Raw genomic sequence first — 21,379 nt, 5'->3', positions numbered from 1 at the left:
TTAGTTCCATAACTGGTATAAGCCTAACTGCCTATACTCTCATTACCGTGCATACTCAAAGCGAGGTAGTAATAATTATTATTGTTATCTACCGCTATGTCTAGTATATGCTCGTGATCATGATTGCGATTAGGATTAGAAGAGGTCACCACGTCTGTACTCGTACCACCACGCTCTGCCCAGGTATATTGATAGTTTTGTGAAAAACTGTATATGGAAAAGCAAAAAATTAATATTAAGAGTAGTGATTTCATGGATGATTTGTTTTAAAAGTACTTTTCCTCGGCATTAAAATACATAGTATATATTGAATTGAGAAAAATTATGCTCAATTTGAGTATAATCACTCATTACATAATACATTTCATAGAGTTATAGAAATGAGTTAATGGTTAAAGCTAAAGTCTATTTATTCTATAAGTAAGATTTTATTCCGCTTTCGCGAAAGCGAGCCCCAAAAGATCACCAAGTATTTCTAAGATAAGATTAAGTAAAAAGTAGCATCCATTACTTATCTTTCCCATATGAAAACGGCAACGGTAAAAGAATTAAAAGAAGAACTTAAATTCAGGTCTGAAGAAGACTTGATGAAGATAATCTTGCGCCTTTCTAGATTTAAAAAAGAAAATAAGGAACTGCTTACTTACTTGCTTTTTGAGTCTAATGATGAAGATGATTATGTGGTAAATGTAAAAACCTTAATGGATACTATGTTTCTGGCACTTAACACTTCTAATAATTATCGCTTACAAAAAGGAGTGCGTAAAGTACTGCGCGAGGCAAAAAAGTACGTGCGTTACTCTGGAAGTAAAGAAACTGAGGTGGCTGTGCTTATCCATTTCTGTCGATTAATGCGCGAGACACATCCACAAGTCATGCGCAGTAAAACCATGAGAGATTTAATGGCTAGACAAATAATATTGATACGAACTCGTATTTCTACCTTACATGAAGATCTTCAATATGATTTTGAACAAGAACTGAATATGGTGGAGGTTTAATGAGCTTTCTTTATGCATTTATTACAACATCTGATTTTATCTTTCTCGATCCTAACTATTAACTCTTTATGAAAATACTCCACCTAGATAGTAACCATGATATTCTAGCAGAAAAGCTAGAAGAGGCTGGTTTTGAAAATCACTTTGACTTTACTTCTTCAAAGGAAGAAATAATGAAAGTTATCGATACCTATGATGGCATCATAGTACGCAGTCGTTTTCCTATAGATCGTGAATTCTTAAGTGCAGCGACTCATTTAAAATACATAGGTCGTGTAGGTGCTGGACTAGAAAACATAGATCTAGATTATACGGCAGCTAATAACATCGCCTGTTATAACGCACCAGAGGGAAATAGAAACGCCGTAGGAGAACACGCTCTAGGTATGTTGCTCTCTTTATTTAATCATTTAAACAAAGGCGATAAAGAAGTACGCTCTGGTTTATGGCATAGAGAAGAAAATCGCGGTGTAGAACTGGATGGTAAAACGGTAGGTCTTATAGGTTATGGTAATATGGGAAAAGCATTTGCAAAAAAGCTCTCTGGATTTGACTGTAAGGTAATTTGTTATGACATAAAGGAACATGTAGGAGATAAGAACTGCAAGCAGGTCTCTCTTAAAGAATTACAAGAACAGTCTGACGTGTTAAGTTTACACACACCACAAACACCGCTGACTATAAAGATGATAGATGCAGCTTTTATCGCTGCTTTTAAAAAGCCTTTTTATTTAATTAATACCGCTAGAGGTAAATCTGTTGTTACAGAAGATCTTGTTGCGGCTTTAAAAACAAATAAAATACTAGCTGCAGGGTTAGATGTGTTAGAGTATGAGAAGGGTTCTTTTGAATCTCTTTTTCGCGACAGTGAAATACCTCAAGCATTTAAAGAATTGTTAGAGATGGAAAATGTTCTTTTAAGTCCTCATGTAGCAGGATGGACTGTAGAATCTAAGTATAAACTAGCAGAAGTAATCGCTGATAAAATAATTGCAAATCATACTATCTCATGAAAAAAGTAACAGGAATAGGCGGTATATTTTTTAAATGTAAAGACACCGCAGTGACTAAGGCGTGGTATGAAAAGCACTTGGGTCTACCAGTAGATGATTATGGATGCACCTTCTGGCAAGCAGATAGTGTTGCGCTAGATAAAAAAGCAAGCCAGCAGTGGAGTCCTTTTAAAGAAGACAGTAATTACTTTGAGCCAGGAGAACAAGAATTCATGATTAATTATAGAGTACATGACTTACATGGATTAATAAACGAACTGAGAGAAAACAATGTTGAAATAGCAGGAGACATTCAAGAATTTGATTACGGTAAATTTGGCTGGATTATAGACTGTGATGGCCGTAAAGTAGAACTTTGGGAACCGATGAATGAACACCTTTTTGAAAAATAACATACATTTACAAAAAACTAATCTAAAAAAATTAAAGATGAGTACAGAAGGATACGATAGTTCAAAAAGCAGTTTTGATAACGCAGCAGAGTCTGCAAAGGAGACTTTTAATCAAGCATCTCAAGGAGCAAAAGAAAGCGCAAAGGACTTTCAACAAGGTTTTAATCAAACTATGAACAATCAGGAGAACAAGAAAATGCTTGCTGGAATATTAGCTATCGTTGCAGGCGCATTCGGTGTTCATAAATTTATTTTAGGATATACTAATGAGGGAATCATTCTAGCTGCTATCACTTTAGTAGGTATTATAACTTCTTGTTTTTTTATAGGAGCTTTATTTGTTTGGATTCCAGGAGTTATAGGATTAATAGAAGGTATCATTTACCTTACAAAATCAGATGAAGAATTTTATCAAACTTACCAAGTAGGTAAGAAAGCATGGTTCTAACACCTACTGATTAACAGATAAATGAGGTCTTAAATGTTAAGTTTAAGGCCTTTTTTTGTGTGCACGAATTAATGGAGTTAACTTTGCCTTAACATTGCAACTACCAGAGGTTATTAATGTTCAACACATGGCTTTAAAAATATTAGTTCTCAGCACCACTAACTCTACTTTAGGTCCTATGACTCAAGGTTTTCTAGACTATTATAGTTCTAAGAAAACAAAAGTAATTAGTGCCGGTTTAAAACCTTTGCCTATAAACAAGATGACTCTTAAGGTTATGGACTCTCTAGGTATACCTGTAGAGCAATCTAGAAAGAGTTTTGAAGATATAGAAGAAATCACTTTTGATTACATCTTCACTTTTTCTAAAAAAGCGAATGAACTAGCTGTTAAAACTGCCAAAAGAGCTCAAATACTACATCTAGACATGGATAACCTTGATGAAGTAAACGGTACTAATAAAGAAGTTAAACAAGCATTTAAAGCGAGTCGTAAGGAATTACAAAATTACTGTATCGAGTTTGCCGAGAATCATCTACAGAAGAAAAATAAGAAAGACTAGATTACTTTAATTCATAATCTAGAGGCAGCATACCAGACACTTTTAAATAAGATACAAAACCTCCCGTTTTAAGTACAGGATAGTTAATTACATTACCTGATTCAGAAACTATTAATTTAGACTCTTCTAAATATATCGTAGACTGAAAATTCTTAGAATCCATAATATCGTATTGTGTCTCTCTAAAATCTAAGACATATCTATTACCTCGTTTTCTACTCCTCACATGTTTATCAAAAGAGACCTTTTTCCTTTTAAAGAATAACTTATAGCCTTCTTTTTCAAACTCTCCTGAAGCCATTAATTTAAACAAACGTACCTCTGACACTTTATAAGCTCGCTTGCGATGGCGTTTTACCCAACCTTTATCTGCTTTATTCTCATCTAACTCTTTAAAAAAGGCACTACCTACAAAGAAAGAGGAATACATAGTATAAGACGGATCTTCTAGAGGGTTACTTCTATAGGCTTTGAATGTAATTTCAAAATCGGTTAAATCATAAGTTACTAGGTAATTTAAATCTCTGTTTTCTATTAAAACAGGTTCCTGAGCAAAGGCTATCATCTTACCTGTAGATGGATTAAACCTCATCTTAATTTTATCGAGATTTAGAATGGTACACTGTTTTGCAATTAATGTAGTTCCTAAAAATTGCTTTATAAAATATTGTTCTTTCTTCTCTCTACTCCATGGATCTGGATTAAGAAATACCGCTGGCAACTCACCTACTTTAGGTTGTAACCTGATATTAGAAAAATCTGTATGTGTAGGATCATTAAAAGATTGAGAGACATAACCTAATAAACTTATTGTAAAAACACTTTGGCTATTGTCATAATAAGGAATTTCAAAATTTCCATCAAAATCGGTGATGGTACCCTTTGAAGTACCAGAAAAGTAAACGTTTACAGAAGCCAGTGTTTCATTAGTCACAGCATCATAAACGGTTCCTTTAATTAACTGTGCACTTAGAGAAAGTGGGAGAATTAAGAATAATAAAAATTTGAAATTCAAAGTATAACCGGTTTAAGATTTATCTTCTACTTTATCATCGTCCTGCTTAGAAAAATATTTGGACTCCATCTCTGCCTGAAATTCTTCTAAGACTGGCTTCACAGTACTTTCTGGTAAATCTGCTATACGTATATACATCAATCCATCTACCGCATTATTAAACAAAGGATCGACATTAAAAGCAATTACCTTAGCATTTTGCTTCACGTACTTTTTTATTAATACTGGTAACCTCAACTCGTTAGGTTCTAACTCGTCAATGATTTTGTCAAATTTATTAAGATCTGCCTCGCTCTCGTCAAATATAAAGTCCTTATCAGCATCTTCTAACTTTACTTTAAACTCTTGTTTTGGGGTAATGTATTGTGCTATATAAGGATCGTAATAATTACTTTTCATAAACTCTATCATCAACGATTTAGAGAAATTAGAAAATTTATTACTGATACTCACACCACCTATTAAATATTTATGCTCTGGAAATCTAAGAGTACAATGCACGATACCTTTCCATAAAAGGAATAAAGGCATAGGCTTTAACTGGTATTCTTTTATAATAAATGCGCGTCCCATTTCTATGGACTCGCTCATCATTTTATTTAATTCTGGTTCAAATTTAAATAGCTCATTAAGGTAAAAACCCTCTAGTCCATAAGCTTTACTTATCTCACTACCCATTCCCATACGGTATGCACCAGCTATGCGATTTGCATCACGATCCCACAAGAACATATGATGATAGTACTCGTCATATCGATCTAGGTCTGTAGCATTATTAGTACCTTCTCCTATGGCTCTAAAAGTGATCTCTCTTAACCTACCCAATTCCTTAAGAATGTAAGGTATATCATTTTTTCTGGCTAAAAATACCTCGTAGTTTTTAGATTCTAATAATCGTTTATCACCTTTATTACGCAGTTTTTCTACCTCTTTAATCATCGCATTTTGATCTACTGTATCGATGATCTTTTTAGGCGTTTTAGGTAATTTAATAGTCTTAGGAATATCGCTTAACTTCTTAGCTTCCTTATCATATGCCTTAGATAGCATGTATGTTTTCTTGCGTAAAAAGTCTGTAAAGTCTTCTAGCGTGTTGTGTTCTTTTTGTGCTTTAACAGAAATAGGGTTCCCTATTCTTACTTTAATTACACGACGTTTTTGAGATAAAACTTCCGACGGTAATTTTGCCGTTCTAAAAACAGATGATAATTTTGCAAGTCTGTAAAATAACTGACTGTTTTTTGCGTGAAAGTAGATAGGAATAACAGGCACCTCAGCTCTTTGAACTAACTTCATAGCGCTTTCTTCCCATTTTTTATCTACCATAAGTGTACCATCCTTATAAGTAGAAACCTCTCCAGCAGGAAAAATACCTAATGGCAAATCATTTTTTAAATGCCTAATAGCCTGCATAAAACCAGCAGTACTAGACTTTGCATCTTTATGATCTTCAAATGGGTTTACCGGCATTATATAAGGCTTTAACGGCTCTATACGGTGCAGTAAAAAATTTGCTATGATCTTATAATCAGGTCTACGTTCTAAAAGTAGTTTTAAAAGAAGAATACCATCTACTCCACCTAGTGGGTGATTAGAAATAGTTATAAAAGCACCAGTTTTAGGAATACGTCTTAAATCTTCTTCAGGAATTTCAAACTCAATTTTTAAATCTTCTAGAAGTGCATTTAAAAACACTGTAGAACTTTTATCCTTGTGTCTATTGTATAACTTATTAAGAGTAGAGATGCGCAATAACTTCATAAGTGACCAGCCTCCTAGTGTACCTAGAAAACCGTACTTATCTATATGGATAGCTTTGGCTACCTCTTTTGCATTAACAATTCCCATAAAAGTTGGTTAGTAATAAGTTTACAAATATAAGATAATTGTAAACCGACTATTCCTTAACGATCAACTGAAGTGTTTCTTGTGCACGTTGCTTCAGTAAAACTTCTTTATCTGACTCTATCGCCTCGACAGAATCACCATCATAATGTCTTACGGTATAGAGTGATACATCTTCTACATGACTTACCCTATAACGCGATTCTAGATCGTTAACTAGCTCATTAATTTTATGATATTTATCTTCTACACAAATTGAAAAACTAATTGCACTATTTTGCAATAGTCCTACTTGCATTTTATGCACGCTTAATTCTTGAAAGATATCTGATATATTATTCTCTCCTATAAAACTAAAATCTCTAGAAGAAATTTTAAGGAATACCATTCCCTTTTTAACTATATAACAAGGTATTAATGGCTCTATAGTCTTCACAGATGTAATGACCGTACCTTCTTTAGTTGGGTTAATAAAAGACTTTACATAAAGTGGTATCTCCTTACCTTGTAGCGGCTGTAATGTTTTAGGGTGTATAACAGACGCTCCGTAAAAAGCTAGTTCTATCGCCTCGTTATAAGGCATTTTATTAAGTAAAACGGTGTTTTCAAAAACTCTAGGATCTGCGTTAAGCACTCCAGGTACATCTTTCCATATAGTCACGCTTCTTGCATTAAGACAGTAGGCAAGAATAGCTGCAGTGTAATCACTACCTTCCCTACCTAGCGTAGTGGTAAAACCGTTATCATCAGACCCTATAAAACCTTGTGTAATAAATAATTGCCCCTGACAGGATCGAGATATTAATTTCTCACTTTCTTTCCAGTCTACGCCAGCATCACGATATTTTTGATCTGTTTTAATCAATTGTCTAGCGTCCTTCCATATCATAGGAATACCGCAAGCATTCATAAAAGCAACAACTATCTTTGTAGAAAGCAGCTCACCATGACACACTACTTGATCGTATAAGAAACTATAATTTTTGCTCTGATTGCGCAACATTTCACCTTTAAGAGATTCTATTATTGCTTTTATGTCCTTTTTAATTCCGCTTTCGCGAAAGCGAGACAACCATAAATCTTCTATACCTGTAGCCGGCATTTCTAGATCTTCAATAATTTTTAAATGTTGCTTATACAAATCATCAATAAGCAAGAGATAACTGGCATCATTATCTTGATATGTCGCGATAATAACTTCTAGAGCATTAGTCGTTTTTCCCATTGCAGAGACTACGATACCTAAATCTTTTGTACCTGTAGTTTGCAATACATTTAAAACGTTGCGCACTCCTGCGGCGTCTTTAACTGACGCACCACCGAATTTGAATATCCTCATCTATTTATTAATGTAAGCTTTTAATGATTTTTTATCCATTTGAGCTAGGTACCATTCTTTATCAATAGTAGCTCCAGACTTTTCATAAAACTCTATAGCGTTAGTATTCCAGTCTAAAACTACCCATTCTACACGACCTGCATTTTGCTCATAAGCATAATGCATTACCTTATCATAAAGCGCTTTACCTAGACCTTTACCTCTCATTTTCTCTGTAACTATTAAATCTTCTAGATGAATGGTTTTACCTTTCCATGTAGAGAAACGTGGATAACATAAACTTATTCCTTCTATCTGACCTTCATGTAAACCTACAAAACATTTAAATAAACTGGACTTACCCAGTCCATGCTCTTCTAGGTCTTTTACCGTGATATCTACCGCATCGGGCTCATTTTCAAAAATAGCAAGCTCTGTAATAAGCTCAAGAACTCTAGGAAAATCTTCTTTAACTGCCTCTCTAACTTCTATCATAAGGTGAATTTTGATGTAAATATAATTGACGAATTTTAAAGAAATCTAAAAACTATCCTATACAACGTTGTAGCGGCAGCGTTTTTATTAAGATATTTGCACAACTTATCAAATTATGGCTACAAAGAATCAATCCTTAGGAGAATTTATTATTGAAAACCAAAATGACTTTCAATACAGTAGTGGAGAACTCTCGAGACTGATCAATTCTATCAGGCTTGCTGCAAAGATGGTAAACCACGAAGTTAACAAAGCTGGCCTAGTAGATATAACTGGTAGTGCTGGTGAAATTAACACACAAGGTGAAGACCAGCAGAAGCTAGATGTATTTGCAAATGACACATTCATTAGAACATTAACTAATAGACAAATAGTCTGTGGTATCGCTAGTGAAGAAAATGATGACTTCATTACTATTGAAGGACAGCGCAATGATCATGGTAACAAATACGTGGTTGCGATGGACCCACTAGATGGTAGTTCTAACATAGATGTAAATGTATCTGTAGGTACTATTTTTTCTATTTATAGAAGAATTACACCAGTAGGAACACCTGTACAATTAGAAGACTTTTTACAGCCTGGTAATATGCAGGTTGCAGCTGGTTACATAATTTACGGTACTTCTACCATGTTAGTATATACAACTGGTAACGGTGTTAATGGTTTTACTCTTAACCCATCATTAGGTACGTATTACCTATCACACCCTAACATGACTTTTCCAGAAGATGGTAACATCTATAGTGTAAACGAAGGTAATTACAGTCATTTCCCTCAAGGAGTTAAGGATTATATCAAATACTGTCAGACCGAAGAAGGCGACAGACCTTATACCAGTAGGTATATAGGTAGTCTAGTAAGTGATATACACCGTAATATGATTAAAGGAGGTATTTACATGTACCCTAGAAGTTCAAAAGCAAAAGAAGGAAAACTGAGATTGCTTTATGAATGTAACCCTATGGCTTTTATAGCAGAGCAGGCCGGCGGTAGTGCTAGTGATGGACATGAAAGAATTCTAGACCTTAAACCTACTGAATTACACCAAAGAGTACCATTCTTTTGTGGTAGTAAAAACATGGTCTCAAAAGCAGAGGAATTCATGACTAAATATCCTCGATAATTTTACTTAAATTAGCTTATTAATATTAACCTTATGGCCAATAACAAATCACAAGCAGAAGAACCTGCATTATCTATAGATAGTAGTTCTAAACTTGAAGCGATAAAGAACCTCATCTTTGGAGAGAACATACAACAGTACGACTCTGAATTTGATTTATTAAAAAAAGACCTTTTAGCTAAACGTCAGGAGCTTAACGAGATGATCGATGATACTCGTGAAGAATTGAATAAAAGCATAGACAGCCTTTCTACAGATTTAAACATCCGTATTACAGATCTAGAATCTAAAATGGAAGACAGACTAGAGAGCATAGAAGACGATAAGACTAGTCGTTCTATGTTAGGCGAGGCATTAATTGAGTTAGGTAAAAAGATAAAAGCCTAAAGTTAAATGATTAATCAGGATGATAAGCTAGACTTATTACGCACTCTTTTACTTACTGATGACAGACAGCTTACTGAAAGTATCTCTAATAAAATTTCTATCCTAGAAGAAACCATTAGAGAGAGAGAAAAACTTTCTGTAAAAGTAACACCCATCATAAAAGAAGAGCTAGAAAAGTACACCCTGAGCATTCCTAAAACATTAGGCCCTGTAATCACAAAGACTCTTAAAGTTCAAATAGAAGAGTCTAAAGACGAAGTAGTAGAAGCTCTATACCCAATACTGGGTAAAATGATAAAAAAATACATTTCTAACGAGATAAAAATGCTCTCTGAAAGTATAGATAAATCTACCAAAGAAGCTTTTTCCAGTAAAGGAATCAAAAGAAAATTCATGGCGCTATTTAGTGGCGTTAAGGAAAATGACATGATCATAAGTGCGCTGGCCAAAGCACATGTAGAGCAAATTTTTGTTATAGAAAAAGGATCTGGAATACTCTTAGGCAGCTATCAGACTAAAGAAACCGTAGATGAAGATATGATAAGCGGTATGCTTACAGCCATTAAAGCATTTGTAGAAGATGCTTTTAAAGAAACACAGCACGATCTTCAATCTATAGAATATGATCTTTATGAAATACACCTACACAGTTTTCACAAATACTACATTGCGTCTGCTGTAAGCGGTACATTTACAGAAAGATTAGAAAACGAATTAGAAAATTTTAATTTTGAAATAAGTGAAGATATAAGCAAAAAAAGTATCTTACACGATAGAGCTGCTCTAGAAGCCTTATTACTAGACAGATTCAAAACATACAAATTCACAGAGGAATAAATAAAATGACATCAAAAAAAATAGTTATAGTAGGAAGTTTTGGAGTAGGTAAAACGTCGCTTATACGTCGTTTTGTAGACGAGACTTTTTCTGAAGATTACAAAGTTACTATAGGTGTACATATACTAAAGAAAACTGTAGAGATACAAGAAAACATAGTAAACCTTATTATCTGGGATACAGAAGGAACTGACGACATAGAAGAAATAAGAAAAGCCTATCTTCTAGGCACTCATGGTTTTATATATGTTACAGACATTACCAGACCTAAAACATATGAGAATCTAGCAGCTCATAAAATATACTTGAATGAACAATTCGGTAATGTGCCTATCATAGCAGTAGGTAACAAAACAGATTTACTTGCCAAAGGTAGCATAGCACAAATGAAAGAAGAAATGGATTTCTTAGACTTACTTATAAGTGCAAAAGAAGGAAACAACGTGCAACGCTTATTTGAAAGAATGGCAAAAATGCTTATCGCATGATACCAGATAAAAGCAATAAAGACTTTGTAGTAAAAGTACAGTTTATAGCGATAGACGATCAAGGTCGCATTAAAAAGTCAGACCAAAATTTAATAAAATTCACTGAAGGAACTCAGATAGTTGATGTTCATCCTTTTTTTGAATCTGTTATCACTTTCTTTGACCATAAATCTGATCATATAAAATTAGATTGTGTCAACATGTTCGACCATTCTTATGATATAGAAGTAATAACCCATAAAGATAATACTGGTGTTATTATTTTAAGAGATCGCACAGATTTTTACGATCGCATTCAAAAGATCGCACAAAAGCGCAACGAGTCTCTTATTTTTAATGAAGTTCTTGAATTAAAGAACAACATGCTTCATGAAAAAGAAGCCTTTAAAACTAAGTTCATACAGAATTTTGCACACGAGGTGAGAAGTCCACTTACCTTAATAAGTGCTTTTTCTTCTTTATTACTTAAAGGAGAACTTAATCTAGACCAAACTAAACTAGTAGAAGCTGTTAATGAACAAAGCGATAAGCTAAGAAAATTAATGGACGATATTATAGAACTGTCTCAACTTAAAAAAGGAAAGCCAGAAATTATAAATACTCCTTTTTCTTTTCTAGAATTAATAGAAAGTATTCACCTTAATTTTAGTTCAAAAATAAGCATCTCTAGTAATGTTTTTGAAATGAGTGTCTCGCCAGACGTTCCAGAATTCTTAATAGGAGATAAAAGAAGAATAGAGCAAATTATTAGTAATCTTATTGAAAACGCTTTATTATACAATAGCGGTAATAAGATTAGATTAGAAATTTCAGAAAATAATAGAAGAGCTGGTAAATCTAGTTTAAGATTTGTCGTTCACCATCAAGGACTTGTTCCAGAAGATCTAGAGAACAGACACTTGGTTAAGGATATAGAAAAAATAGAGCCAGAAGGACTATCATTTTCTATAGTGAGAGAACTGGTTGATTTAATGGATGGTAATATTTCTATTAAGAAAATAGATAAAAACAGTACGCAACAAATAATAAACATAAGAGTTTCTTTCCCACTACACAACGTAGAAATACCAGTAAAAGAAACTAAAACAGCACAACAGTATAACTTTACAGACAAAGTAAGAGTTCTCATTGCAGACCAGAATAGCACGACACAATTTACCGCTTTAAAAGTTCTTGTCAGCACAGGTAACTTTGACACGGTAGTTTATAAAGATCCTAGAGAACTTTTAGAAGCAGTAGAAAAGCATGAATACGATCTCATTCTTATATCTTCTAGTATTTCTCAAATAGATGCATTAGAATTAATAGGTATCATCAAAGAATTTGCAAACGATAAGAATAAAAGCATTCCTATAATCGCTTTAACCGTGCGTACTAGTAAAGAAGACATTGCTACTTACCGCAAGGCTGGATTTAAAGATGTAGTAAAAAAGCCTTATACAGATGACGAGTTGTTAAACACCATCTATAAAAGGCTTAATCTTAAAAAATTCCTTTAAGAATAGGAATCTATCTGTCTTTGTTTAATAAGTGTCTATAATCTTCAAGATTAAGATGTCCATTAAATATTTGAATAGAACGCTCTACTAGATATTCAGCATCTTCATCGTTATAACCCAATGCAGTAGCATATTTTCTTAGTAAAATGTGCTCTGCCTCTTCCATATGATGGTCAGCAAACACGACCTTAAAAAGATCATGCAACCACTGGATGCGCTCTTCAGATGTATTAGGAGGCGTTACAGGATAAGCCTTTGGATTTTCCACTATCTTATCATAGTCTGCGTCAGAAATATCTAGAATCGACTTAAAGCGGCTCAATACTGCTTTCTCTTCTTCATGCATTCCAGACACTTGGGCTAGATTTACTAAAGTTGCAAAATGACTTTTATTTCTGGCACTTTCTCCAGATTCAAATAAACTTGAAAACGACATAATCTATATTTAATTAATGCAAATATAAGGATAGCTCTTGTAGAACTTATTAATTATTTAAGGTGAGATAGCATTTCTGTAACCATGTTATCAAGGTCATACTCATGCTTCCAGTTCCAGTCTTCTCTTGCTGCACTGTCATCGATAGAACTAGGCCAGCTGTCTGCTATTTCTTGTCTAAAATCAGGATTAAATTCTATACTAAAATCAGGCACATGCTTCTTAATCTCCTCTGCAATAGCAGTCGGTGTAAAACTCATTCCTGATAAATTATAAGAAGAACGTTCTTTAATCTCCTTTAAAGGTGCACGCATAATTTCTATGGTTGCTCTTACCGCATCTTCCATATACATCATAGGTAGCGCAGTGTCCTCTTTAAGAAAACAATCATAACTACCGTCTGCAACAGCTTTATGAAAAATGTCTACTGCATAATCTGTAGTACCACCACCAGGTAATGTTTTCCAAGAAATAAGGCCAGGATATCTAATAGATCTCACGTCCACACCATATTTATTAAAATAGTACTCACACCATCTTTCGCCAGTTTGCTTACTTATACCGTAAACCGTAGTAGGCTCCATAATAGTATGTTGCTCTGTATTATCTCTAGGAGTAGTAGGTCCAAAAACAGCAATACTAGAAGGCCAGAAAATCTTATCTATCTTACCTTCTTTTGCTATATCCAGTATATGCATTAGAGAATCCATATTAAGACTCCATGCTTTTTTAGGAAATTTCTCTCCAGTAGCACTTAACATAGCAGCCATTAAATAGACCTCATTAATTTCATAATGAAGGCATATATCTTCTATCTGGCTTTTATTCATAGCATCTAGCGTTTCAAAAGGGCCAGAAGACATTAACTCTTCATTTCCCTCACGTATATCACTAGCAACCACCTGCTCACCTCCATAAATCTCTCTCAATCGCATGGTAAGCTCTGTACCTATTTGCCCGCAGGCACCTATTACTAATACTTTAGTCGGCATTTGTATATTTTTTCACAAAGATAAGAAGACATTAAACATGCAATTCTTAGATTTATTCTAATTGTTATAAATATCTCGCTTTCGCGAAAGCGGAATACATATAAATCAATCATTTTAATATAATTTACACATAAAATCAGTCAATTGTTAAATAAATTATGAATACCAATGAATAATTAACAATCTATTACCTATTAAACTGAATCCAGAGCTGCTATGCCATTGTAATTTTGTATCCAACAAATCAAACAATTATGAAAAAGACAATAATAGCTGCAGTATTTGCAGCAGCAGCATTAACTGCATGTAAGGAGAGTGACAAAGAAAATATGGTTGATATTTCTGATGATGTTATGGATGAAGTAGAAAATTCTACAGAAGACATGATGAACGATACAGAAGATGCTATAAACAAAACCGTTTCTTATACTGAAGAGCAAGCTACTCAAATGGCAAATGATTTTGAGAGCAATGTGGAAGTAAAAGATGGAAAGATAGTATCTATAAAAGGATATGACGCCTATGATAATTTAAGAATAAGCTTTGCAGACCTTAAAGAATCGAACACTGCTGACATGAAAATGAAAAGTGAGTCTTTAAGAGCTTCTTTCAACAGTTTTAAAACAAGTATTCCTGCTTATTTACGTGTAGATGATGTGAATGACGCCATTGAAGATGTAGAAAAAGAAATTAAAGAATACGAAGAAGAGATGGTGGGTGAAAAAGCATCTGAAAAGAATAACAAAGAGAACATGGAAGAAATTCAAGAAGCCTTTGACGATCTAGAAAAAGAAATGATACAGGCACGTGAAAAATTTATCGATAATAAAAAAGATGCGATGGAAGAGTACATGGAAGAAATAAATAGCAGTAGAAATCAAACTACGACAGAGAGGTATCTAGATGCTACTGAAGAGTACAATGAAGAGATGAAAGACAAATAATAGATCCCTAATTTATTATTTATTAAAAGTGCTGTACTGTTACAGCACTTTTTTTTTGTTTATATTATAATCATATTTGCAATTCATCGTTACCTATCTATGCGTTTATCAATTTTATTTCTTTTTCTAATAGTTGCCTGTAAACCTGCACCTGCAAATGTGTCTACAAAATCAAATCAAATTGATTATTCTACTATGAATTTAAGTGTTACAAAAATGGCACTAGTAGGTAAAGCACAAAAAGAGGCTCTTAAATGGATGGACTACCAGAATTTAATTACTGGGTTAGAAAATTATGACCACTCTATAAGTATGACTAATGAACTTATAGATCATGTAGATAAAATGTTAGAATTTAAGGACAGCGCATTTAATGATCAGACTGTTTTATCTCGCATGCTGGTTTTAAAAACTAGATTAAGTATTTATAAATCATACTTAGGTTACCGCATTAAAACTACTGAAGAGTCCCAAAGAAAATACAACGATATCATAACGGCACTAGACCAGCTTACCGATCAAATGAATTGGTTTAAAAACGACTTTGAATCAAGCAACAGAGAAGCTTTAGAAGATTTAAAAGCAGATCTAGATCCTGATAAAGTTTAATTATAAACTTCTCTTAATCCATCGATATAAAAACTTCTGTCATGTAACTTTATGACATGAGTAAAGCATTATTACAATTTACTAACAAAGGTATTTATTGCAAACCTGCAGGAATTTATCTAGACCCATGGCAGCCTGTAGAAAAGGCACTAATAACGCACGGACACGCAGACCATTCTAGATGGGGCCATAAAAAGCACATCACTCAAAATGATAATGTTCCAATTATAAGTCACCGACTGGGCGATATAAATGTGTCAGGAGTAGCTTATAACGATAGTTTTTCTATTAATAATGTAAAATTCTCTTTTCACCCTGCCGGCCATATTCCAGGGTCTTCTCAAATAAGAGTAGAACATAAAGGAGAGGTTTGGGTTTTTACGGGAGATTATAAAACAGAAGACGATGGTATTTCTACGGTCTATGAACCTATAAAGTGTGATACATTTATAACAGAATGCACCTTTGGTTTACCTGCTTTTAAATGGAGACCACAGCAACAGGTTATGGAAGATATAAATCTATGGTGTGCACAAAATCATGTAGAAAAAAAGACTTCTATTCTCTTTGCCTACTCACTTGGCAAGGCACAACGCATAATTAAACATCTAAACACCTCGCAAATGAAAATCTACTGCCATGGTGCAGTATTTAAAATGACTGAGGTATTGCGAGAGCAAATTAATTTTCCTCCTACGCATTTAATAACTAGAGAGACTACAAAAGAAGAAATTGCAGGAAACATAGTCATTGCACCACCTAGTGCCCATGGAAGTGCCTGGATGAGAAAAATGGTTCCTTATGTTACGGCAAGCGCTAGTGGCTGGATGACTTTTAGAGGTGCACGCCGTAGAAGAGCTATTGATAAAGGTTTTGTACTTTCCGATCATTGTGATTGGGATGGCTTATTAAATAGTATCGATGCAACTGGTTGTGAAAACGTCATAACAACACATGGATATCAAGATATATTTGCTCGCTTTTTAAGAGAAGAAAAAGGATTAAACGCAATCAGTGAACGCACGCAATATGAAGGTGAAAATGCTGAATTAAACCCAAATGAAGAGAACACTGCAACCGGCACTAAACAAGAACAAGTTGAAAAAGAAATAAATGAATCTGCATTATCTTCTAATTCAAATACAGAGTTATGAAGCAGTTTGCAGAACTTATAAGAACCATAGATGGTACTAATAAAACTAATCTTAAAGTCGCAGCGCTTACCGAGTATTTTAAAATAGCCAGCGACGAGGATAAATTATGGACTATTGCCATTTTATCACATAGGAGACCTAAACGGCCTGTAAACACTACTTTAATGAGAGAATGGGCTACACAAATAAGCGGTGTACCTATGTGGTTATTTGAAGAAAGCTATCATATAGTAGGTGACCTAGCAGAAACTATTGCTCTAATTCTCCCTACTGCAAACGAGTCTAGCGATAAAAGTCTATCTCAAATAATAACTGAGATCATAGACTTAAAATCTAAGGACGAACAAGAAAAAAGAGACTATTTACAGAATAACTGGTTGCAACTTAACTATTACGAGCGTTTTGTATTCAATAAAATTCTTACTGGTGGTTTTAGAATAGGCGTTTCTCAAAAATTAATGACTAGAGCGCTGGCTAGTGCTACTGGTATAGACAAAGACATTCTTGCCCATAAACTCATGGGTAGCTGGACAGGAGAAAACACAACGTTTCAAGAGCTTGTTTTTGAAGATAATGAAGTTGCTATGCGTGGTAAGCCTTATCCGTTTTATCTAGCATATGCTATTGAAGGTGAAGTAAGCGATCTAGGCGATGTAAATGAATGGAGCGCAGAGCATAAATGGGATGGAATAAGATCGCAAACTATCATACGTGCAAATGAACTATTTGTATGGTCGCGAGGTGAAGAATTAGTTACCGATAAATATCCGGAGTTTCAGAAATTTCTAGATTTAATCCCAGATGGTACTGTGATCGATGGAGAGATACTACCATTTAAAGATGGTGTTATTATGAATTTTAACGATCTACAAACAAGAATAGGTCGTAAAACCGTTGGTAAAAAACTATTGAAAGATGTTCCTGTAGTAATCGTAGCTTATGATCTGCTAGAGTGGCAAGGAAAAGATTTAAGAGAAAAGCCTTTTATAGAACGAAGAGCCATACTTGACCAACTAGTTCTAGACCTCAATAAGAAAGAAGAAACATTACCGCAAGAAGAAAAAACACCTTTGCTCCTATCAAAAACTATGAATTTTAATTCTTGGGACGACATGGCTGCAGAGCGTGATCTTGCTAGAGAAAAAAGATCTGAAGGATTGATGATTAAAAGAAAAGACAGTCCTTATCTAATAGGTCGTAAAAAAGGTGACTGGTGGAAATGGAAAACAGATCCTTTTTCTATAGATGCAGTTCTCACCTATGCTATGCGTGGTCATGGTAGAAGAGCAAATTTATTTACAGATTACACCTTTGGATTATGGCAAGATGGGGAGCTAGTAACCTTTGCAAAAGCATACAGTGGTTTAACTGATGCTGAGTTTAGAAAAGTAGATGCATGGATTAAGAAAAATACGTTAGAACGTTTTGGTCCAGTGAGATCTGTAACACCTCATCATGTTTTTGAAATAGCATTTGAAGGTATTGCACCTAGTAAAAGACACAAATCTGGCGTTGCAACACGTTTCCCTAGAATAGTAAGATGGAGACATGATAAACCTTTGGAAGAGGCAAATACATTAGATGATTTAAAAGCTTTGATACCCTGAAACGAATGAGCTTATCATAAAAAAAAGGGTGAATAAACCCCACCCTTTTTGATATAAAATTCTACATATGGAGCAGAAATTTTCTCTCTAACTTACACGACTCATTAATTCTATAGAAAAATCTTTTAATTGTTTCTTTGCCTCATCATTTATAGATAAGGTTTCTATAATAGATAGCGCTTCCTCTGTATAGCTTTTAATAGTCTCTAATGTTGCTGCGGCACCACCACTTGCTTCAAAAAACACTTTAACAATTTCCTTCTTTTCTTCTATCTGGTCTTCATTCAATTTTTCTTGATCGATAGCAAACCATTCTTTTAATTCTGTAGCACAATCTTCATTTTCTATACTACGCAGGTACAAATAGGTTTTCTTATTTTCTCTTATATCACCACCTACTTCTTTACCAAAGGTTGCTGGATCACCGAATGCGTCTAGATAATCATCCATTAACTGGAACGCAAGACCTAAATGAACACCATAATTATAAATAAGATGTTGCTCTTCTTCTTTAACTCCAGCTATAATAGCACCCATTTGTAACGCACAACCTACTAGTACAGATGTTTTTAATTTAATCATATTCAAGTATTCTGGAACCGTGACATCGTCACGAGTTTCAAAATCTACATCATACTGTTGTCCTTCACATACCTCAAGTGCTGTTTTAGAAAACACTTTATGCAGTTGAAAAAATTGATCCTTGTCATACCCTTCAAATAAACGATATGCCATTATCAACATAGCATCACCAGAAAGAATACCTGTGTTAAGATTCCACTTTTTATGTACTGTTTCCTGTCCTCTTCTCAAGTCTGCAGCATCCATAATATCATCATGTAATAACGTGAAGTTATGAAACACCTCTACCGCTACCGCAGCATCTAGACTGTCTTCAACTGGTGCGCCATACATCTTTGCACTCATCATCGTTAATAACGGTCGTATTCTTTTACCTCCTAAACTAAGTATGTAATGAACTGGATCATAAAGACCTGCAGGCTCATTTTCTGTTATTCTATTTTTAAGATGATCTAAAAACGTAATTCGTAAGTGTTCTAATGCATTCATGCTGTAAAAATAATCTATGAACAGTTGTATTTTATAAGAAAAAGAGACTGTCTTGTTAAAAAATTGTAAAACTTAGGAAACTTCTAGAGTTTCGTTAGTTTCCTAGACGTATATTTGCGCCCTTTAATAAATAAATGAGCGAAGCAAAAATAAACATATTAGAAACCTCTCTGGATCTATTCCTGACCTTGGGCTTTAAAAGTGTGACTATGGATGAGATCGCATCTAGATTAGGGATGAGTAAGAAAACCCTGTATGCGCATTTTAAAAATAAAGGGCAGCTGGTAGAAGAGTCTTCTATACACTTGTGCAATCATATATGCAGTGGTGTGGATCATATTATAGAAGGCGAGACAGAAAATGCTATTGAAGAACTGTATACCGTTAAACGTTATGTCATGGAACATTTAAAGGGTGATGAAAGTTCTCCTATCTATCAACTGCACAAATACTATCCAGAGGTTCATAAAAAAATTACCGAGGTACAATTTGACCACATGGAAAACTGTATCAAAAAGAATGTTACTAGAGGTATAGAAAAAGGATTATATCGAGATAATATAGATGCAGATTTTATTGCCCGCATCTACTATATAGGTATTCAAGGGATCAAAAATTTAAACATCTTCCCACCTAGTAAACACCCTACTGCTGCATTACACGACCAGTACTTAGAATACCATCTTAGAGGAATAGTAACTCCTTTGGGACGTAAAATTTTAAATAAAATAACCAATACAAACCACGATTAAATGAATTACAAATCATTATACATTTGGTTTTTTTGTGTTCTCGCTTTCGCGAAAGCGTACTCACAACAAACCGCAAATCAAGATTCTTACAGCTTTACACTAGAAGAGGCTGTAAACTATGGCCTAGAGAATAATTACCAAGCCATAAACGCAAAAAGAGATATAGCAAAAGCACTGAAGCAAAAATGGGAAACCACTGCTACAGGATTACCACAAATAGATGGTAGTGCAGACTATAGTTACCAGATAAAACAACCTATTACACCATTACCTGCAGAGATAGTAGGAGGCACACCAGGGACTTTTATTCCAGTAACCTTCTCACCTAAGCAAAGTGCGACCTTAACGGCTACTTTAAGACAACTCATCTTTGACGGTTCTTATATAGTAGCACTAGAGGCATCAAAAACTTTCTTAGACTTTTCAAAAAATGCTAATAACAAGACAAAACTGGAAGTAAGAAAAGGGATTATAAATGCTTATGGAGGCGTGCTTCTTACTCAGGAAAACATATCTATTATCGAGCGCAACCTTGAGACACTGACTAAAAATTTAAATGAAACTACAAAAATCTATGAGAATGGTCTTGCCGAAGAGGAAGATGTAGAGCAATTAAAAATTACAAAGTCACAACTAGAAAACCAATTGAACAGTGCGAGACGTCAGGAAGATATTGCTACAGACATGTTAAAACTAGCTTTAGGTATCGATCTACAAAAATCTGTTAGTCTAGAAGAAGATCTTGCATCTCTAGCCTTAAAAAACATGGACCCAAGTATGACGAGTACTTCTCTAGAATTAGAAAAAAATGCAGATTATAATATCGCATCTAATTTTACAGAACAAAGACGTCTAGAATACAAATTAGAAAGAGCAAAAGCACTTCCTACCTTATCAGGATTTCTTAATTATGGGGTAAATTCTTTTAATGATGATTTTACCTTTTTCGATAGTGATAATAAGTGGTACGGACAGTCTATAGCTGGTGTTAGTTTATCAGTTCCTATTTTCAGCTCTTTAGGTAGACAGGCTAGAACAGATCGTGCAAAAATAGCATGGGATCAATCTATTACAGACCTAGACCGCACTAAAGAAGAAATAAGATTAAATTATCAAACCTCTCTTAACAATTATCAAATTGCAATAGATAATTATAGTACGAGTAGAGAAAATTTAAGACTGGCTGAGCGCATAGAGAATAAGAACCAAATTAAATTTAGAGAAGGTCTTGCAACTAGTTTTGATCTAAGACAGGCGCAAACTCAACTTTATAGTACACAGTCTACTTACTTACAAAGTATGTATGATGTCATTAATGAAAAAGCAAATCTTGAGACTATTCTCAACACACCAGAATTTACTACACAAAAATAAAACCACCACAGAAT

24 protein-coding genes are annotated in these 21,379 nt (G+C 34.2%); 16 read left to right on the top strand and 8 right to left on the bottom strand.

The window, feature by feature from the left end:
* Positions 1-23 precede the first annotated feature (23 nt).
* Positions 24-254, bottom strand: a complete 231-nt coding sequence (locus ABJF08_RS02265) for a hypothetical protein (protein ID WP_348114423.1) — start codon at positions 252-254, stop codon at positions 24-26.
* Between the two features lie 270 nt (positions 255-524).
* On the opposite strand from ABJF08_RS02265, the gene ABJF08_RS02260 reads away from it, so the two are divergent.
* The 5 genes from ABJF08_RS02260 (at position 525) to ABJF08_RS02240 (ending at position 3,416) form a co-directional block, all read left to right on the top strand.
* Complete coding sequence (locus ABJF08_RS02260) at positions 525-1,001, top strand: hypothetical protein (RefSeq protein WP_348114422.1); 477 nt, start codon at positions 525-527, stop codon at positions 999-1,001.
* A gap of 68 nt (positions 1,002-1,069) precedes the next feature.
* Entirely contained in the window at positions 1,070-2,014 is a 945-nt protein-coding gene (locus ABJF08_RS02255; RefSeq protein WP_348114421.1) for a 2-hydroxyacid dehydrogenase, read from the top strand.
* A complete protein-coding gene (locus ABJF08_RS02250; protein WP_348114420.1) occupies positions 2,011-2,406 on the top strand; it encodes a VOC family protein in 396 nt (131 codons plus the stop codon). The genes ABJF08_RS02255 and ABJF08_RS02250 overlap by 4 nt, the downstream gene beginning before the upstream one ends.
* A gap of 37 nt (positions 2,407-2,443) precedes the next feature.
* On the top strand, positions 2,444-2,854 hold the full coding sequence (locus ABJF08_RS02245) for a TM2 domain-containing protein (RefSeq protein ID WP_348114419.1): 411 nt from the start codon (positions 2,444-2,446) through the stop codon (positions 2,852-2,854).
* A gap of 55 nt (positions 2,855-2,909) precedes the next feature.
* Positions 2,910-3,416 (top strand): hypothetical protein, encoded by a 507-nt coding sequence (locus ABJF08_RS02240; protein ID WP_348114417.1) that lies wholly within the window; start codon positions 2,910-2,912, stop codon positions 3,414-3,416.
* Position 3,417: 1 nt separating this feature from the next.
* Here ABJF08_RS02240 and ABJF08_RS02235 read toward each other — a convergent pair whose 3' ends face one another.
* Genes ABJF08_RS02235 through ABJF08_RS02220 form a run of 4 tightly spaced genes read right to left on the bottom strand, consistent with a single transcriptional unit; the run spans position 3,418 to position 8,089 of the window.
* Positions 3,418-4,431, bottom strand: coding sequence for a carboxypeptidase-like regulatory domain-containing protein (locus ABJF08_RS02235; protein ID WP_348114416.1), 1,014 nt, complete (start codon positions 4,429-4,431; stop codon positions 3,418-3,420).
* A 12-nt stretch (positions 4,432-4,443) separates the two neighbouring features.
* Positions 4,444-6,279, bottom strand: coding sequence for a lysophospholipid acyltransferase family protein (locus tag ABJF08_RS02230; RefSeq protein ID WP_348114415.1), 1,836 nt, complete (start codon positions 6,277-6,279; stop codon positions 4,444-4,446).
* Positions 6,280-6,328: 49 nt separating this feature from the next.
* The gene (locus tag ABJF08_RS02225; protein ID WP_348114414.1) at positions 6,329-7,615 is read right to left on the bottom strand and encodes an aspartate kinase; all 1,287 of its coding nucleotides are present in this window, start codon (positions 7,613-7,615) and stop codon (positions 6,329-6,331) included.
* Entirely contained in the window at positions 7,616-8,089 is a 474-nt protein-coding gene (locus ABJF08_RS02220) for a GNAT family N-acetyltransferase (RefSeq protein ID WP_348114413.1), read from the bottom strand.
* Positions 8,090-8,204: 115 nt separating this feature from the next.
* On the opposite strand from ABJF08_RS02220, the gene fbp reads away from it, so the two are divergent.
* From fbp to ABJF08_RS02195, 5 genes are read left to right on the top strand one after another with little or no spacing between them, the layout of a single operon-like run.
* Positions 8,205-9,215, top strand: a complete 1,011-nt coding sequence (gene fbp, locus ABJF08_RS02215; protein WP_348114412.1) for a class 1 fructose-bisphosphatase — start codon at positions 8,205-8,207, stop codon at positions 9,213-9,215.
* A 33-nt stretch (positions 9,216-9,248) separates the two neighbouring features.
* Positions 9,249-9,602, top strand: a complete 354-nt coding sequence (locus ABJF08_RS02210) for a fructose 1,6-bisphosphatase (RefSeq protein ID WP_348114411.1) — start codon at positions 9,249-9,251, stop codon at positions 9,600-9,602.
* A gap of 6 nt (positions 9,603-9,608) precedes the next feature.
* On the top strand, positions 9,609-10,439 hold the full coding sequence (locus tag ABJF08_RS02205) for a cell envelope biogenesis protein OmpA (RefSeq protein ID WP_348114410.1): 831 nt from the start codon (positions 9,609-9,611) through the stop codon (positions 10,437-10,439).
* A gap of 5 nt (positions 10,440-10,444) precedes the next feature.
* Positions 10,445-10,927, top strand: a complete 483-nt coding sequence (locus ABJF08_RS02200) for a Rab family GTPase (protein WP_348114409.1) — start codon at positions 10,445-10,447, stop codon at positions 10,925-10,927.
* Positions 10,924-12,426: a hybrid sensor histidine kinase/response regulator gene (locus tag ABJF08_RS02195; RefSeq protein ID WP_348114408.1), complete on the top strand. Its 1,503-nt coding sequence runs from the start codon at positions 10,924-10,926 to the stop codon at positions 12,424-12,426. The genes ABJF08_RS02200 and ABJF08_RS02195 overlap by 4 nt, the downstream gene beginning before the upstream one ends.
* 10 nt (positions 12,427-12,436) lie before the next feature.
* On the opposite strand, the gene ABJF08_RS02190 is transcribed toward ABJF08_RS02195, so the two are convergent.
* Positions 12,437-12,862: a TerB family tellurite resistance protein gene (locus ABJF08_RS02190; RefSeq protein ID WP_348114407.1), complete on the bottom strand. Its 426-nt coding sequence runs from the start codon at positions 12,860-12,862 to the stop codon at positions 12,437-12,439.
* A 53-nt stretch (positions 12,863-12,915) separates the two neighbouring features.
* Positions 12,916-13,854: an NAD-dependent epimerase/dehydratase family protein gene (locus ABJF08_RS02185; protein ID WP_348114406.1), complete on the bottom strand. Its 939-nt coding sequence runs from the start codon at positions 13,852-13,854 to the stop codon at positions 12,916-12,918.
* A gap of 254 nt (positions 13,855-14,108) precedes the next feature.
* On the opposite strand from ABJF08_RS02185, the gene ABJF08_RS02180 reads away from it, so the two are divergent.
* The 4 genes from ABJF08_RS02180 to ABJF08_RS02165 all read left to right on the top strand — a co-directional run bounded on the left by ABJF08_RS02180 (position 14,109) and on the right by ABJF08_RS02165 (position 18,168).
* Positions 14,109-14,798 carry a hypothetical protein gene (locus ABJF08_RS02180; protein ID WP_348114405.1) on the top strand — a complete coding sequence of 230 codons (690 nt, stop codon included), beginning with the start codon at positions 14,109-14,111 and terminating at the stop codon, positions 14,796-14,798.
* Between the two features lie 99 nt (positions 14,799-14,897).
* Entirely contained in the window at positions 14,898-15,407 is a 510-nt protein-coding gene (locus ABJF08_RS02175) for a hypothetical protein (RefSeq protein ID WP_348114404.1), read from the top strand.
* 56 nt (positions 15,408-15,463) lie between these two features.
* Positions 15,464-16,561 (top strand): ligase-associated DNA damage response exonuclease, encoded by a 1,098-nt coding sequence (locus tag ABJF08_RS02170; RefSeq protein ID WP_348114403.1) that lies wholly within the window; start codon positions 15,464-15,466, stop codon positions 16,559-16,561.
* Positions 16,558-18,168, top strand: a complete 1,611-nt coding sequence (locus ABJF08_RS02165; RefSeq protein WP_348114402.1) for an ATP-dependent DNA ligase — start codon at positions 16,558-16,560, stop codon at positions 18,166-18,168. Before ABJF08_RS02170 ends, ABJF08_RS02165 begins: the two co-directional genes overlap by 4 nt.
* Before the next feature lie 87 nt (positions 18,169-18,255).
* Here ABJF08_RS02165 and ABJF08_RS02160 read toward each other — a convergent pair whose 3' ends face one another.
* A complete protein-coding gene (locus ABJF08_RS02160) occupies positions 18,256-19,239 on the bottom strand; it encodes a polyprenyl synthetase family protein (RefSeq protein ID WP_348114401.1) in 984 nt (327 codons plus the stop codon).
* 134 nt (positions 19,240-19,373) lie between these two features.
* Here ABJF08_RS02160 and ABJF08_RS02155 point away from each other — a divergent pair, with 134 nt between their 5' ends.
* Positions 19,374-19,991, top strand: a complete 618-nt coding sequence (locus ABJF08_RS02155; RefSeq protein ID WP_348114400.1) for a TetR/AcrR family transcriptional regulator — start codon at positions 19,374-19,376, stop codon at positions 19,989-19,991.
* Positions 19,992-21,365 carry a TolC family protein gene (locus ABJF08_RS02150; protein WP_348114399.1) on the top strand — a complete coding sequence of 458 codons (1,374 nt, stop codon included), beginning with the start codon at positions 19,992-19,994 and terminating at the stop codon, positions 21,363-21,365.
* The last annotated feature ends 14 nt before the right edge of the window (positions 21,366-21,379 follow it).

Origin of the sequence: Nonlabens sp. (assembly GCF_039941875.1) — a bacterium.
In the GTDB taxonomy this organism is placed as follows: domain Bacteria; phylum Bacteroidota; class Bacteroidia; order Flavobacteriales; family Flavobacteriaceae; genus Nonlabens.
Note: the sequence above shows the minus strand (reverse complement) of the source record. Positions and strands in the feature narration are given on the sequence as shown.